At 57.1% G+C, this 14,520-nt stretch carries 15 protein-coding genes; 14 read left to right on the forward strand and 1 reads right to left on the reverse strand.

All coding sequences use genetic code 11. From position 1 onward, the window contains the following. The first annotated feature begins 252 nt into the window (after positions 1-252). The 12 genes from frr to FOY56_RS08180 all read left to right on the forward strand — a co-directional run bounded on the left by frr (position 253) and on the right by FOY56_RS08180 (position 12,084). On the forward strand, positions 253-816 hold the full coding sequence (frr, locus tag FOY56_RS08125) for a ribosome recycling factor (protein WP_146345338.1): 564 nt from the start codon (positions 253-255) through the stop codon (positions 814-816). Positions 817-826: 10 nt separating this feature from the next. Beyond that, positions 827-1,561 (forward strand): polyprenyl diphosphate synthase, encoded by a 735-nt coding sequence (uppS, locus tag FOY56_RS08130; RefSeq protein ID WP_146345339.1) that lies wholly within the window; start codon positions 827-829, stop codon positions 1,559-1,561. Continuing rightward, a complete protein-coding gene (locus tag FOY56_RS08135) occupies positions 1,558-2,346 on the forward strand; it encodes a phosphatidate cytidylyltransferase (protein WP_146345340.1) in 789 nt (262 codons plus the stop codon). Before uppS ends, FOY56_RS08135 begins: the two co-directional genes overlap by 4 nt. Beyond that, on the forward strand, positions 2,346-3,506 hold the full coding sequence (gene dxr, locus FOY56_RS08140; protein ID WP_146345341.1) for a 1-deoxy-D-xylulose-5-phosphate reductoisomerase: 1,161 nt from the start codon (positions 2,346-2,348) through the stop codon (positions 3,504-3,506). The genes FOY56_RS08135 and dxr overlap by 1 nt, the downstream gene beginning before the upstream one ends. Positions 3,507-3,522: 16 nt before the next feature. Further along, positions 3,523-4,872, forward strand: a complete 1,350-nt coding sequence (gene rseP, locus FOY56_RS08145) for an RIP metalloprotease RseP (RefSeq protein ID WP_146345342.1) — start codon at positions 3,523-3,525, stop codon at positions 4,870-4,872. Positions 4,873-5,231: 359 nt separating this feature from the next. Then, complete coding sequence (bamA, locus tag FOY56_RS08150; RefSeq protein WP_146345343.1) at positions 5,232-7,625, forward strand: outer membrane protein assembly factor BamA; 2,394 nt, start codon at positions 5,232-5,234, stop codon at positions 7,623-7,625. A gap of 7 nt (positions 7,626-7,632) precedes the next feature. Further along, positions 7,633-8,217 (forward strand): OmpH/Skp family outer membrane protein, encoded by a 585-nt coding sequence (locus FOY56_RS08155; protein ID WP_146345344.1) that lies wholly within the window; start codon positions 7,633-7,635, stop codon positions 8,215-8,217. 75 nt (positions 8,218-8,292) lie between these two features. Further along, on the forward strand, positions 8,293-8,760 hold the full coding sequence (gene fabZ, locus FOY56_RS08160) for a 3-hydroxyacyl-ACP dehydratase FabZ (RefSeq protein WP_146345345.1): 468 nt from the start codon (positions 8,293-8,295) through the stop codon (positions 8,758-8,760). A 2-nt stretch (positions 8,761-8,762) separates the two neighbouring features. Then, complete coding sequence (gene lpxA, locus FOY56_RS08165) at positions 8,763-9,548, forward strand: acyl-ACP--UDP-N-acetylglucosamine O-acyltransferase (RefSeq protein ID WP_146345346.1); 786 nt, start codon at positions 8,763-8,765, stop codon at positions 9,546-9,548. A 2-nt stretch (positions 9,549-9,550) separates the two neighbouring features. Continuing rightward, a complete protein-coding gene (locus tag FOY56_RS08170; RefSeq protein WP_146345347.1) occupies positions 9,551-10,345 on the forward strand; it encodes an LpxI family protein in 795 nt (264 codons plus the stop codon). Then, positions 10,345-11,502 (forward strand): lipid-A-disaccharide synthase, encoded by a 1,158-nt coding sequence (gene lpxB, locus FOY56_RS08175; RefSeq protein WP_146345348.1) that lies wholly within the window; start codon positions 10,345-10,347, stop codon positions 11,500-11,502. The genes FOY56_RS08170 and lpxB overlap by 1 nt, the downstream gene beginning before the upstream one ends. A 3-nt stretch (positions 11,503-11,505) precedes the next feature. After that, positions 11,506-12,084 carry a hypothetical protein gene (locus FOY56_RS08180; RefSeq protein ID WP_146345349.1) on the forward strand — a complete coding sequence of 193 codons (579 nt, stop codon included), beginning with the start codon at positions 11,506-11,508 and terminating at the stop codon, positions 12,082-12,084. A gap of 6 nt (positions 12,085-12,090) precedes the next feature. Here the strand turns inward: FOY56_RS08180 and mnmA are convergent, their stop codons facing one another. Further along, positions 12,091-13,236 carry a tRNA 2-thiouridine(34) synthase MnmA gene (gene mnmA / locus FOY56_RS08185; protein ID WP_146345350.1) on the reverse strand — a complete coding sequence of 382 codons (1,146 nt, stop codon included), beginning with the start codon at positions 13,234-13,236 and terminating at the stop codon, positions 12,091-12,093. A gap of 131 nt (positions 13,237-13,367) precedes the next feature. Here mnmA and sciP point away from each other — a divergent pair, with 131 nt between their 5' ends. Both sciP and ctrA read left to right on the forward strand, forming a co-directional pair. Further along, the gene (gene sciP, locus FOY56_RS08190; protein WP_146345351.1) at positions 13,368-13,646 is read left to right on the forward strand and encodes a CtrA inhibitor SciP; all 279 of its coding nucleotides are present in this window, start codon (positions 13,368-13,370) and stop codon (positions 13,644-13,646) included. Between the two features lie 97 nt (positions 13,647-13,743). After that, the gene (gene ctrA / locus FOY56_RS08195; protein WP_146345352.1) at positions 13,744-14,460 is read left to right on the forward strand and encodes a response regulator transcription factor CtrA; all 717 of its coding nucleotides are present in this window, start codon (positions 13,744-13,746) and stop codon (positions 14,458-14,460) included. The last annotated feature ends 60 nt before the right edge of the window (positions 14,461-14,520 follow it).

Raw genomic sequence — 14,520 nt, forward strand, 5'->3', positions numbered from 1 at the left:
CCAAGGATGAGGGACGCTGTCCCTCAAACTCCCTGGGGTATTTCGAACAAGAAAGAAGCCGTTTTGGCGTTGCTCTGTTTGGTGCTCTGCCGTTTCTGGATGAGGGTTGCCGCTTTGGCGCGTCCAGAGCTGCAACGTACAGTCTAGATTGGGGCCGCAGGGGCCTCGGTTCCGGGTCAAGATCGCTATACATCTTGTCATCAATGGCTTAAGACCCCTCTGAACAGCGCCTGAGCGAGAGGAGTGAGCAGCATGTCTGACGATTTTGAACTGGACACCGATGATCTGCAGCGCCGCATGGACGGCGCCATGGCCAATCTGCGGACTGAATTTGCGTCTCTGCGGACCGGTCGCGCGTCCGCCTCGATGCTGGAGCCGGTGATGGTGGATGCCTATGGGTCGATGACGCCGATCAACCAGGTGGGCACAGTCAACGTTCCCGAGCCACGCATGGTGACGATCAACGTCTGGGACAAGTCCATGGTGGGTAAAGTCGAAAAGGCGATCCGCGAATCCGGTCTTGGTATCAATCCGCAGTTGAACGGCACAATTATCATGCTGCCCATTCCGGAATTGAACGAAGAACGCCGTCGCGAATTGACCAAGGTCGCCGGACAATACGCCGAGCATGGCCGCGTCGCGATCCGCAATGTACGGCGCGATGGCATGGATCAGATCAAGAAAGCCAAGGCGGACGGCATGTCGGAAGACGACCAAAAGTTCTGGGAAACCGAGGTTCAGGACCTGACCGACAAAATGATCAAAGCGGTCGACGAGGCTTTGGAAACCAAGCAAACCGAAATCATGCAGGTCTGAGACCCGAACCATGTCGGCAGACCCCGCCAAAGGCGATGACTTCAGAGGACCGCGTCACGTAGCAATCATCATGGATGGCAACGGACGTTGGGCTCAGGCGCGTGGGCGGCCGCGTCTTTTTGGCCATCATGCAGGTGCGCGCCGGGTGCGTGAGGTGGTCGAAGCCTGCCCTTCACTGGGCGTCAAATACTTAACGATATTTGCGTTTTCGACGGAAAACTGGAAGCGGACTCAGGTGGAAGTTGCAGGCCTGATGAGCCTGTTTCGTCGCTATATCTCACGCGAGGCAAAAGCGCTGGACGCCCGGGGCGTGCGCGTGCGGTTTATCGGCGACCGGGTTCGACTGGACGACAAATTGATCGCGTTGATGGATCATCTGGAAAAGCTGACCGAACAGAACGACAGCGTGCATCTGACGATTGCGCTGAATTACGGTGGCCGCGATGAGGTCGCGCGGGCGACCAAGCGGTTGGCACAGGATGTGGCGGATCACAAACTGCTGCCTCAGGACGTCGACGAAGAAACATTGCCGCGATATCTGGACACCTGTGTTCTGCCCGACCCGGATCTGGTGGTTCGAACCAGTGGCGAGGCCCGGATTTCTAACTTTCTGCTGTGGCAATCGGCCTATGCCGAATACGAATTCATAGACACGCTCTGGCCCGACTTTACGGCCGAAGAGCTTGCCAGGCTCTGCGGCAGCTATGGTGATCGGGATCGCCGGTTCGGCGCCGTCAAAACATGAGCGGGTCGTCCGGGCGCTGGTCTGATTTGTCGGCCCGTGTGGCGTCGGCAGTGGTTCTAACAGCCATTGGCGCTATCGAAATCTGGGTCGGCGGACTGTGGTTCGAGGCCTTTATCGGCTTGGCCTGCAGCCTGATGATCTGGGAACTGGTGCGAATGATCGCACCCGACCGAGGCGCCATTGCTGTCCAAATGGCCATACTTGCCGGCGCGGCCGTCGTCATCAGCTATCATTTGCCACCGATCTACCGGTTACCGGTGCTTGGCGCGGTTGTTCTGGTCGGGGTGGGGCAGGTCGGTGACCGGCGCGCGATTTTTGGAGTTTACGCCCTGTGGATCATGGCGGCGGGTCTGGGATTCATTTCGATCCGCGAAACCATGGGCTTTGGGTGGATGCTGTGGCTGATCAGCGTTGTGGTGGCGACGGATGTGGCTGGGTACTTTGTTGGAAAATTGATCGGTGGCCCAAAATTCTGGCCACGTGTCAGTCCGAAAAAGACCTGGTCCGGCACGGCGGGCGGCTGGGTCGCTGCAGCTTTGGTCGGCACAGGGTTTGCGATCTATTTTGATCTTGGCGCGGGGCTGGTGGTCATCTCGGTCCTTGCATCGATGGCCAGTCAGGCGGGCGATATCGCCGAAAGCGCGATCAAGCGCCGCTGTGGCGTCAAGGATGCATCGAATCTGATCCCGGGACATGGCGGATTTCTGGACCGCTTTGACGGCATGATGGGGGCATCGGTCTTCGTGTTGTTGACCTCATTGATCTATACGCCCGGAGTGATGTGATGCGTCGGGCGACGATTCTGGGGGCAACCGGATCAATTGGCCAAAACACAATCGATCTGATCGCGCGCAATCCGCAGGCCTATGATGTGGTGGCTCTGACCGGGGCCGGAAATATCGCCCAACTGGCAGCCGATGCGAAACTGCTGAACGCAGATCTGGCGGTAACGGCCTATGATGACCGGCTGGATGAACTTCGGGCAGCCTTGGCCGGAACCGGAATCGAAGCGGCCGCAGGGCAGGCGGCCCTGACCGAAGCGGCGGCAAGACCAGCAGACTGGGTGATGTCGGCCATCGTCGGGGCTGCAGGCCTTGCCCCCGGGTTGGCGGCGCTGGAACAGGGCGCAACCCTGGCGCTGGCCAACAAGGAAACGCTGGTGTGCGCCGGGTCGCTAGTTTTGGAAACCGCGCACAAACACAGTGCACGCCTGCTGCCGGTGGATAGTGAACATTCGGCGGTGTTTCAGGCCCTTGTCGGCGAAGAGATTGACGCGGTCGAACGCATTGTTATTACCGCCAGTGGCGGGGCGTTTCGCGATTGGCCCTTGGCAAAACTGAAAACGGCCAGTCTGGCCGAGGCTTCGCAGCATCCGAATTGGGACATGGGGCAGCGGATCACGATCGACAGTGCCTCAATGTTCAACAAAGCGTTGGAGGTCATTGAAACGCGAGAGTTTTTTGGAGTTGATCCGGGAAAAATAGAAGTGTTGGTGCATCCCGAATCCCTGATTCACGCAATGGTCGGGTTTCGTGACGGGGCACTTATGGCCCATGTCGGCGCACCCGATATGCGCCATGCCATCGGGTATGCTCTGAACTGGCCCGATCGTAAGGATCTGCCTGTGCCGCGACTGGACCTTGCGGCAGTCGGACAGCTGAATTTCAGCGCCCCGGATGAAGCGCGATACCCGGCATTGCGGCTGGCCCGCGAGGTCATGGAACGGGGCGGGTTGGCCGGAGCTGTTTTCAACGCTGCCAAAGAACGCGCGCTGGATGCATTTATTGCGGGGCGTATCGGATTTCTGGACATGGCCGCTGTTGTCGAGCACGTTTTAGCCCAGATTGATGCACAGCCCGGACTAATTGATGCCGCAATGACTCTTGATAACGTCATCGAAACAGACCATCTGACACGGATGTGTGTCGACCGTCACATTAGTTAACAAGCAGGGAAGTAGTTTGGATTTTGCTGGTTTGATTCCGCAGTTTGGTGGTTTTATCTACACTCTGGTTGCGTTTGTGGTGGCTTTGTCAGTGATCGTGGCCGTTCATGAATATGGTCACTACATAGTCGGACGCTGGTCCGGCATTCATGCCGAGGTGTTTTCGCTGGGTTTCGGGCCTGTGTTATGGAGCCGGATCGACAAACGCGGAACGCGCTGGCAAATCGCGGCCCTTCCTTTTGGCGGATACGTGAAATTCCTGGGCGATGCCAACGCGGCGTCGGGCGTTGACAGTGAAACAATGGCCGAACTTTATCGCTCTGATCCGGACAGTTTACGCCATACCATGCATGGCGCGCCGCTTTGGGCGCGTGCGGCGACCGTGGCTGCGGGGCCGGTGTTCAACTTTGCTCTGTCGATTGTTGTTTTTGCGGCTGTGTTCATGGCCCAGGGCGTGGCTCGTGATCCGCTGACCGTGGGAACGCTCAGTCCGAATCCGGTCGTGCAAGGGTTGCAACCGGGCGACGAAGTTGCGGCAATTGCTGGCATCGCGACCCCCAGTTTCGAAGACGCAGCAGCCTGGGCTGCCTTTACCAAGAACCTGCCACAGCAGGAATTGCTGGATTATGATGTCGTGCGGGACGGCAGCGACATGACGGTCTCGGGGCCATATCTGTTCCCGCCTCAGGTGAACCGTGTCGCACCGCGCAGTGCTGCCATAGACGCCGGTTTGGCGCCCGGCGACGTGATCGTTGCCGTGAATGGGGAAAAGATCTGGTCCTTTGATCAACTCAAAGGGTTTGTCGAATCGTCTGATGGCAAGCCGTTGATGCTGGCGGTCTGGCGCAATGGCAATGTCAAAGACTTCACTTTGGTTCCCCGGCGAACGGACGAACCGCAAGCGGATGGCGGATACGTCACACATTGGCGAATTGGAATCGTTGGCGGCATGGCCTTCGACCCGGCGACCGAGGCCTCAGGCCCAGTTGAGGCTGTTACCGGTGGTGTTGTGCAGGTGTTCAACATCATGAAAGGGTCTTTGTCGGGCCTGTGGCATATGATCACCGGCGCGATCAGCAGCTGCAATATGTCCGGCCCACTTGGGATTGCCGAAACCTCAGGCGCTATGGCCAGTCAGGGGGCACAAAGTTTTATTTGGTTTATCGCGGTTCTTTCCACGGCTGTCGGGCTGCTGAACCTGTTCCCCATCCCGGCGCTGGATGGCGGGCATCTGGTGTTTTATGCCTATGAACTGGTCACCGGAAAGCCCCCCAGCGACGGAGCGTTGCGCATTCTGATGACTGTGGGAATCGCCCTGATCCTGTCCATCATGGTTTTTGCACTTTCCAACGACATTTTCTGCTGAAACGGCTGATCGCCCTGGTTTTGGGCATGTCGTCAAAGTGTTGCCACATTCGGCCACTAGTCAGACCTTGCACTTGGCAACCCAGCTAAGATCGGAAGGGGCGGAATATGCATACATTAGAGCAGTCATACCGTGGCGTCACACTCTTGATGGAGCTGAACTGGGACCGTTTTCTGTTTTTGGCCACGATCTGCCTTTCCCTGTTGTGCGGTGCCTGGCTCGGAAGCCTCTGACAAGAAGGCTATGCCCCCTGTGGGCAACTGATGGCCGAATGCGCAGAAGGCAAATTGCGCTTTTGACAACGCAGAATAATCCCGATACTCAACTCAAGATGTCTGCTAAACATTGGGTTTGATAAGATGGGACTGGTGAAAGACGCGGGGATATCCTGCGCTTGTGACCACGCGCGCGTCAATATGTTGTGTCGCGCACTTGCTTCGCTGAGTTTGGCGATCTTGCTTTGCTTTGCTGTTTTTGGAACGTCTGCTCAGGCGCAATCCTATACATTTAATTCGGTCAAGATTGAGGGCAATCAACGTATCGAGAGCGGGACGATTCTGACCTATCTCGGGATCGACCGGGGTAAATCTGTTTCGGCAGCAGACCTGAATGATGGGTATCAGCGGCTGGCTGATAGCGGTGTTTTCGAGAATGTTGAACTGATTCCGCAGGGCAGCACTCTGATCGTGAAGGTTGACGAGTATCCCACGATCAATCAGATCAGCTTTGAAGGAAACCGACGCGTCAAAGATGAAACTCTGAGCGAGGTGATCCAATCCGCACCTCGACGGGTCTTCGATCCGACACAGGCGGAAAATGACGCCACCAACATCGCCATTGCTTATTCGGCGCAAGGCCGGACCGCGGCAACCGTTACCCCCCGTATCATCCGGCGCAGCGAAAACCGGGTCGATCTGGTTTTTGAAATTGCAGAAGGCCAGACAATCGAAGTCGAGCGTGTCAGCTTTGTTGGCAACCGGGTTTATACAGACCGGCGCCTGCGCCGTGTGCTAGAAACCAAACAGGCCAACTTTTTGCGTACGTTTCTGCGGTCTGACAACTTTGTCGAGGACCGGATTGAATTCGACAAGCAGGTCCTGCGTGATTTCTATCTGTCGCGCGGATATGTCGATTTCCGGGTGAACAGCGCCAATGCCGAATTTACCCAGGAACGCGATGCGTTTTTCCTTGTGGTGGATGTTACAGAAGGCCAGCAATTCACGTTTGGCCAGATCACCACTGTCAGCGAAATAAGCGAAGCTGTCGCCGCAGATTTTCAGGACGCCATCAAGGTCAAGCCCGGTGTAGTCTATTCCCCGGCATTGGTTGAAAACGAAATTGCCAGACTTGAGCGTCTCGCAATCCGGCAGGGTATTGATTTTCTGCGCGTCGAACCGCGGATTTCCCGCAATGATCGCGACCTGTCGCTGGATGTCGAATTCGCGCTGGTTCGCGGACCGCGAATTTTTGTCGAACGCATCGACATCGAAGGCAACACGACAACCTTGGACCGTGTCGTGCGCCAACAGTTCCGTATTGTTGAGGGCGATCCGTTCAACCCACGTGAAATTCGCGAAAGCGCCGAACGGATTCGGGCGCTTGGGTTCTTTTCTGTATCGGATGTAGAAACGCGGGAAGGGTCGGCACCAGATCAAGTGATCATTGATGTGGACGTCGCAGAACAACCGACCGGCTCGCTCAACCTAGGTGGCGCATACTCGGTTACAGACGGATTCGGGATTAGCGTCGGCTTGACGGAAAACAATTTCCTTGGTCGTGGGCAGCGACTTGCGTTCAACATTTCGACCGCAACAGAAGCAGAGAGTTATATTCTTGGCTTCAGCGAACCGAATCTTCTGGGTCGCCAGTTGAGGTTCGATTTGGACCTTGGAACAGCGGCGCGTACATCAAGCTTCGCAAGTTATGACGCCAACCGCCGATTCTTTCAGCCTGCTTTAAGCTTCGCCCTTGGCGAACGATCATTGCTCAAACTGAAATACAGCTGGCAAAGCTCCATTATGGAAGCCCGCAGTACACCTGAGCACGGCAACGTCATCGACTCTGAAATCCAGCAAGGTCGGCTGAGTTCCAGCGCCGTAGGGTTTGTCTATGCGTATGACACCCGGTTGACCGGCCTGAATCCCAATGCTGGCTTTTTGTTTGAGTTCGGCTCTGATTTCTCGGGGCTTGGCGGCGACCAAAAGTATATAAAAACGACGGCCAAGGCCATTGCGCAAACAAAAATCTTCAATGAGGAAGTTACGTTGCGGGCGACTCTGGAAGGCGGCGCGCTCAACTGGATGGGGGATAACACCAGCCGGACCATGGACCGTTTTGTCCTGTATCCCGAAATCATGCGTGGGTTCGAACCCGGCGGCCTTGGTCCACGCGATATGTCGCCGGACGCTTCTGGTAACGCCTATGACGACTTCCTGGGGGGTAACCTCTATGCCGTGGCGCGGTTCGAAGCCGAGTTCCCATTGGGGCTACCAGAAGAGTTGGGCCTGCGTGCCGGTATCTTCTATGATGTCGGCAACTTGTGGGATCTGAAGAACACCGATCTGTCTGGTGCTGGCACCTGTGTTGGCGGCTGTGTTGTCGGAGCCGATGGCGCTTGGCGCCAGGTGATTGGCCTGTCGATTTTGTGGACAACCGGTTTCGGCCCTTTGCGTTTCAACTTCACAAAGGCTCTCTCGAAAGAAACCTATGACAAAGAGCAGACATTTGACCTGACACTTCAGGCCCGGTTCTGATCCAGGTATGGCAGGCCGAACCCGTCTTTTGATCCGGACAGGTCAGGCTCTGGCCCTGATCCTTCTGACGGCGTTTGCCGCGACGACCTCAGGCGTGGCACAGCAATTGGGTGTTCCCAACAGTGCCATTCTGACGCTTGAATCGGACCGCCTGTTTTCGCGATCCGCCTTTGGTCAGAGGGTCGCCACCGAGATCGAGGCGGATAGCGCGGTTCTGGCGGCAGAAAACCGCAGAATCGAAGCCGAACTGAGCACTGAAGAGCAGGACCTGACCGATCGCAGGGTCGAAATGGAACCAGAGGCGTTTCGGGCGCTGGCAGATGCCTTCGACCAAAAGGTACAAACCAACCGTCAGACACAAGACGCAAAGGCCCGTGCCCTGAACCAACGCGGGGAACAGGCCCGCATAGAGTTTCTGCGCGCTGCGCGGCCGATCCTGGAAACCATGATGCGCGAAGCTGGTGCCAGCATGATCATGGAACGGTCCAGCGTCTTCCTGAGTTCCAATTCCACGGACATCACAGATCTGGCCATTGTCCGAATCGACACAATGATCGGAGACGGAGCCCCCAAGGATCCGCCACAGGATTAAAACCATCGCTTGCTTGCCCGATAGGCCCTGTATTGATAGAGCAACGAGCGATTTCCAAGATACAGGATACTGTTCATGACCGCAGAACTGAAAAGCGCCGATATCCAACTGATCCAACGCATTCTGCCGCATCGCTACCCGTTTCTTCTGGTCGACAAGGTGGTTGATATCGATGGCTACAGCGCGGCGCGCGGGATCAAGAACGTCACCATGAACGAACCGCATTTCCAGGGGCATTTTCCCGGAACACCAATCATGCCGGGCGTGACGATAATCGAGTCCATGGCGCAGACGGCAGGTGTGATGCTGGGCGTGGCCTTTGACGTGATTGACACGAATCTGCTGATCTATTTCATGTCGATCGACAAATGTAAGTTCCGCCGCAAAGTCATCCCCGGTGACGTCATGGAGATGCAGGTGACCACGTTACGCGGCAAACCACGCGGCAAGATTTTCAAGTTTGACGGGGTTGCTACGGTCGAAGGAGAGGTTGCCGCCGAGGCCCAGTTCTCGGCCTTCGTCGACTGGGCACCGGGAGAGTAAGAATGGCCAGCATCCATCCGAGCGCGATCATCGAAGACGGCGCCCAATTGGGAGAAGGCTGTTCGGTTGGGCCGTTCAGCTATGTCGGTGCCAATGTGGTTCTGGGCGACCGGGTCGAACTGAAAAGCCACGTGGTTGTGACGGGCGATACCAAGATCGGTGACGACACGGTTATCTTTCAGTTTTCGGTGATTGGCGAGATCCCGCAGGATTTGAAGTTCAAGGGTGAAAACAGCCGTCTGGAAATCGGCAAACGCAACCGGATCCGCGAACATGTGACCATGAACTGTGGCACCGATGGCGGTGGTGGTGTGACCCGTATTGGGGATGACGGGCTGTTTATGGCAGGATGCCATATCGCCCATGACTCGCAACTTGGCGACCGAGTGATTGTGGTCAATAGCTGTGCCATTGCAGGGCACTGTATCCTTGAGGATGATGTGATCATTGGCGGCCTGTCAGGGGTACATCAGTGGGTTCGGATCGGGCGCGGTGCAATTATTGGCGGCATGACCAAGGTCGTGAGCGACGTTATTCCGTATGGTCTGGTTCAGGCCGAAAATGGGCGGTTGGACGGTCTGAACCTGATCGGTTTGAAGCGGCGCGGCGTGCCGCGATCAGAGATTTCGGCGTTGCGGAGTGGGTTCAAGGCTTTGGAAAAGGGCGAAGGAACGTTTCTTGAGCGCGCCCGACGTCTGGGCGAAGAAACCGAAAGCGAATACGTCAAAGAGATCGTCGACTTCATTCTCGGCGATTCTGATCGTTCCTTCCTGACGCCGGGGCACTGACCATGTGGGCTCTGATCGCCGGTGCCGGTGGCCTGCCGGCTGCCTTGGTTGATGCCGCGCCAGAGCGGCCTCTAATTTGCGCGCTTGAGGGCATGGGGCCCGACACGCTGGATGTGGATGTGACGTTCCGGCTGGAACAATTGGGGTCCTTACTGGCCGATCTGAAGGTGCGTGGAGTAACCGAGGTGTGTTTTGCCGGTGCGATCAGCCGCCCCAAAATCGACCCGGTCCTGATCGATGCAGCCACCATGCCGCTTGTTCCAGTAATTCAGAAAGCGTTGACCAGCGGAGATGACGGGGCTTTGCGCGCGGTGATCAGTGTGTTCGAACACTCCGGCTTCACGATGCGCGGCGCGCATGAAATTGCGCCGAACCTTTTGCTGTCAGACGGTTGTCCGACCGTGGCTCAGCCAGACGCAGAAGCTCAGAAAGATGCCGAACGCGGTGCCGCAATCGTAGCCGCAATGGCAGCCGTCGATGTCGGGCAGGCCTGTGCGGTGCATCGCCAACAAGCGCTGGCGATCGAAACGATCCTTGGAACCGACTGGATGCTGACATCGCTCGCGACCCGTACGGACGGATCTGGCGGTATTCTTTACAAAGCGCCAAAACCGGGTCAGGACCACCGCGCCGATCTGCCCACCATTGGTCCGGCCACTGTTCAGGCTGCAGCACAAGCGGGGCTTGAGGGCATCGTTATTCAGGCTGGTGGCGTAATCGTGCTGGACCAAGCGAATGTCCTGTCCGAGTGTAATCGTCTGGGTCTGTTCCTTTGGGTCCGCGAGGCCGCCATTTAATGCGCGTCTTCCTCATCGCGGGCGAACCGTCGGGTGACCGGCTTGGCGGCGCGCTGATGGAAGGGTTGCGCAGCTTGCGTCCCGATGTTGAGTTTCTGGGCGTCGGAGGCGACCATATGCAAGCGCAGGGGCTGAGCAGCCTGTTCCCGATGTCCGAACTCAGCATCATGGGATTGGCCGAGATTATACCGAAGTATTTCGACCTGAAACGACGCATCGAAGAAACGGCCCAAGCCGTGATCGCGGCGCAGCCGGATGTGGTGATTTCCATCGACAGCCCCGATTTTTGCCTGCGTGTGGCCAAGATTTTCCGGGCGTCCAGTGACATTCGAACCGTGCATTATGTGGCACCATCCGTTTGGGCATGGCGGCCCAAGCGGGCCGACAAGATGGCCAGGGTCATCGACCATGTTCTTGCGCTGTTGCCGTTCGAGCCACCCTATATGGAAGCCGCCGGGATGGAGTGCGATTTTGTCGGCCACCCCGTCGTGTCAGAACCTAAAGCAACAGTCGATGATATCGCGGCGTTCCGCCAGCACTTTGACCTTGGCGATACGCCGATCTTGCTGGTCCTGCCCGGATCCCGCAAAGGCGAGGTCGAGCGTCTGACCCCGCCCTTCGGAGAGGCTGTGAACAGGTTTCTGGCCGACAAACCCGATATGCGCGTCGTCATCCCGACCGTCGGCCACGTTGCCGATCTGGTGGCTGACAAAACGTCCTCATGGTCCGGCCATCCAGTGATCATCGACCCGCGTCAGTTGGATCAACCAACCGCCACGTCGCTGAAACGATCTGCCTTTGCAACCGCCGACCTTGCTTTGGCGGCGTCTGGGACCGTGTCGCTTGAACTGGCCGCCGCTGGCACGCCGATGGTCATTGCCTATAAGCCGAACTGGCTGACATTCGAGATCGCCAAACGGATGTTCAAGATCGATACCGTGACGCTGGTCAACCTTGTGACAGACAGCCGAACGATCCCCGAATGCCTTGGACCGGATTGCACACCGGATCAGATCGCAACAGCGTTAGAGCAGGTCTGCAAGGACCCGACCGCACAGACCGAGGCCATGGCGCTGACCATGCAGCGATTGGGGCAGGGCGGTGAGGCACCGGGCCTGCGCGCAGCCCGTGCCGTGTTGGAGCGGATGGGGGCCTAGGTATTGGCGGGTGGTCTTGCCTTTGGCGCGTCGGCAGCCCTGTTGTGGGTCATGACAAACCTCGACAACCTGGCGGCGCTGATCGCGCTGGTTTTGGTGGTCGGTGCCGGGCGCGGCGTTCTGGCGTTTGCAATTGCGCAATCTCTGGTTCTGATTGCCGCAATGGCAACGGCGATGGGCGTCGGCATGATGCCGGGCTGGACTGGGTATCTGGGGGTGATCCCAATTGGTCTCGGCGCATATGCGTTGTGGCACCAGATGCGGCGACCTGATCAGGATGATCTGCCTCAGATGGGGCGAAAGTCATCGGTCCTAGCAACAGCCTTGCTGTTTCTGACCATGTCGACCGACAGTTTCGCGGTGCTGACGCCGTTCCTGGCCGACGCACAACCGGGTTACCGCATTGCCGGGCTGGTCGGGGCTGCGTTTGCAGCAGCCGGGCTTGCCATGCTCGGGTTTGCAGGCGCCCATGCGGCGGCTGCGCTTGGCAGCTGGACACACCGGCTGGAGCGGGTTGCTCCGATCGTTATGATCCTCGCCGGTCTGTACGTTCTGGCCAACACAACCACTGATCTGATCTGAGTGACGTCAGGCGCCGCGCCAGATCCAGCCACCGCCAAAGATGCGGCTGCCTTCGGTTTCATAGAACACGCAGGCCTGCCCGGGTGACACACCTTCTTCGGCCGTCAACAGCTCCACTTCAGCCTCGCTGTCTGAAATCGGGCGCAAGATCGCCTCGCGCGGCGGACGGGTCGAGCGGACCTTGACCGACACGTGCCATTCAGGCTGTGACATCAAAGGCGTGTCGCCCAGCCAGTTGATTTCGCGCACAGGCACTGTTCGGGTCGACAGAAGGTCTTTGGGGCCAACGATGACCTGCTTGGCATCGACATCAAGTTTCACGACATACAGCGGATCGGCAAGGCCACCGATGCCCAACCCACGCCGCTGTCCGATCGTGTAATGGATGACCCCGTTGTGCTCACCCAGCACGCGGCCATCGACATCGACGATCTGCCCGGGTTCAGCCGCGCCCGGACGCAATTTTTCAATGACACTGGCGTAATTGCCGTTTGGTACAAAACATATGTCCTGACTGTCCGGTTTGTCCGCCACGGCCAGACCGTATTCAGCCGCCATTTCGCGGGTCGCGTCCTTGGACGGCAAATGCCCCAAAGGGAACCGCAGGAATTCCAGCTGATCGGGTTTGGTCGAAAACAGGAAATAGGATTGATCGCGGCTGGCATCCGCAGCGCTGTGCAATTCGGGGCCGTTTTCGCCCATCTTGCGCTGGATGTAATGACCGGTGGCCATGCAGTCGGCCTCAAGATCCTTGGCGGTTTCCAACAGATCCTTGAACTTCACCCGTTCGTTGCAGCGGATGCACGGCACCGGAGTCGCCCCCGCCAGATAACTATCGGCGAATTCGGCAATCACGGCGTCCTTGAAGATGTTTTCATAGTCCAGCACGTAATGCGGAAACCCGCGTTCTTCGGCCACACGGCGGGCATCATGTATGTCGATCCCGGCGCAGCACGCACCTTTTTTGGCCAGCGCCGCCCCATGATCGTACAGTTGCAGGGTCACGCCGATCACGTCATAGCCCTGATCGGCCAGATAAGCGGCGACGACGGAACTGTCGACACCCCCGGACATCGCAACCACCACCCGTGTCTGTGAGGGCGGTTTTGCAAATCCAAGTGAGTTGACTGCGGTGTCATTGTCCAGCGCCATCGCGGCGGTTCCTTGTCCAAGGGGTGCGGCAGCGCAGAATATAGGAAAATCCTACATACTCTCAAGCCCTCGTTTCATTTCTCGTTAAACACGCTGCGGCACAGTGCCCGTACCATCAGAAGGGAAAGGCAATGTTTCTGAAAAAAGTCGAAGGCCCGCGCGCTGTCACGCTTCCGGACGGAACTACCATGACACGTGCCGATTTGCCGCGCTCCGAAACTCAACGTTGGGTTGCTTCCCGTAAAGTCGCAGTGGTGCGCGGTGTGATCTATGGATTAATCACCAAAACCGAAGCAAAACAGAGGTATAAACTAAGTGATGAGGAATTTGACAGTTGGATCAAGGCAGTAGCCGATCATGGAGAAGAGGCTCTGAAAGCCACAACCTTGAAAAGGTATCGACAACCTTAGGTTGTTGTGAAATAACCTAATCAAGGTAACCGCGGATTAACTATTATTCGGCACGGTTAACGGCATGAATTGGGACAGAAAAAAGACGGAGATTAATATGCGTGTTCTGTTGGTCGAGGACGATCCGACAACATCGAAAAGTATCGAGCTGATGCTGACTCATGCCAATCTGAACGTCTATGCCACCGATCTTGGCGAAGAGGGAATAGATCTGGCCAAACTCTATGACTACGATTTGATTCTACTTGATCTGAACTTGCCAGACATGAACGGGCACGAGGTTTTGCGCCAGATCCGGCTGGCGCGGATCGAAACACCTATTCTGATCCTGTCTGGCGAAGACGACACAGACAACAAGATCAAGGGGTTCGGATTTGGGGCGGATGACTATCTGACCAAGCCGTTTCATCGCGAAGAACTGGTGGCACGCATTCATGCAATCATTCGCCGCTCGAAGGGACATTCGCAATCAATCATCCATACCGGCAAGATATCGGTCAATCTGGATGCCAAAACCGTCGACGTCGGCGGTCAGTCGGTGCATCTGACCGGCAAAGAATACCAGATGCTAGAGCTTTTGAGCCTGCGCAAAGGCACCACGCTGACCAAAGAGATGTTCCTGAACCATCTGTATGGCGGCATGGATGAACCCGAACTCAAGATCATAGATGTCTTCATCTGCAAACTGCGCAAGAAGCTCAGCACGGCAACCGGCGGGTCGAACTATATCGAAACGGTTTGGGGCCGTGGGTATGTTCTGCGCGATCCACAGGAAGATGAATCCCACGGCAGCCGACTGGCCGTCGGCGCCTGACGCAACGATTTTTCTCAGGTCCAACCACTCACGGAACATTGCTTCATCTGGACCTGATCT

Source organism: Falsiphaeobacter marinintestinus (assembly GCF_007923355.1).
GTDB lineage: Bacteria > Pseudomonadota > Alphaproteobacteria > Rhodobacterales > Rhodobacteraceae > Phaeobacter_A > Phaeobacter_A marinintestinus.

Coding starts and splice junctions, on each gene's coding strand:
- FOY56_RS08135 (WP_146345340.1), top strand. CDS start 1,558: ATGAGCGGGTCGTCCGGGCGCTGGTCTGATTTGTCGGCCCGTGTGGCG.
- dxr (WP_146345341.1), top strand. CDS start 2,346: ATGCGTCGGGCGACGATTCTGGGGGCAACCGGATCAATTGGCCAAAAC.
- frr (WP_146345338.1), top strand. CDS start 253: ATGTCTGACGATTTTGAACTGGACACCGATGATCTGCAGCGCCGCATG.
- mnmA (WP_146345350.1), bottom strand. CDS start 13,236: ATGGCGCTGGACAATGACACCGCAGTCAACTCACTTGGATTTGCAAAA.
- bamA (WP_146345343.1), top strand. CDS start 5,232: ATGGGACTGGTGAAAGACGCGGGGATATCCTGCGCTTGTGACCACGCG.
- ctrA (WP_146345352.1), top strand. CDS start 13,744: ATGCGTGTTCTGTTGGTCGAGGACGATCCGACAACATCGAAAAGTATC.
- FOY56_RS08170 (WP_146345347.1), top strand. CDS start 9,551: ATGTGGGCTCTGATCGCCGGTGCCGGTGGCCTGCCGGCTGCCTTGGTT.
- lpxB (WP_146345348.1), top strand. CDS start 10,345: ATGCGCGTCTTCCTCATCGCGGGCGAACCGTCGGGTGACCGGCTTGGC.
- lpxA (WP_146345346.1), top strand. CDS start 8,763: ATGGCCAGCATCCATCCGAGCGCGATCATCGAAGACGGCGCCCAATTG.
- fabZ (WP_146345345.1), top strand. CDS start 8,293: ATGACCGCAGAACTGAAAAGCGCCGATATCCAACTGATCCAACGCATT.
- FOY56_RS08155 (WP_146345344.1), top strand. CDS start 7,633: ATGGCAGGCCGAACCCGTCTTTTGATCCGGACAGGTCAGGCTCTGGCC.
- sciP (WP_146345351.1), top strand. CDS start 13,368: ATGTTTCTGAAAAAAGTCGAAGGCCCGCGCGCTGTCACGCTTCCGGAC.
- uppS (WP_146345339.1), top strand. CDS start 827: ATGTCGGCAGACCCCGCCAAAGGCGATGACTTCAGAGGACCGCGTCAC.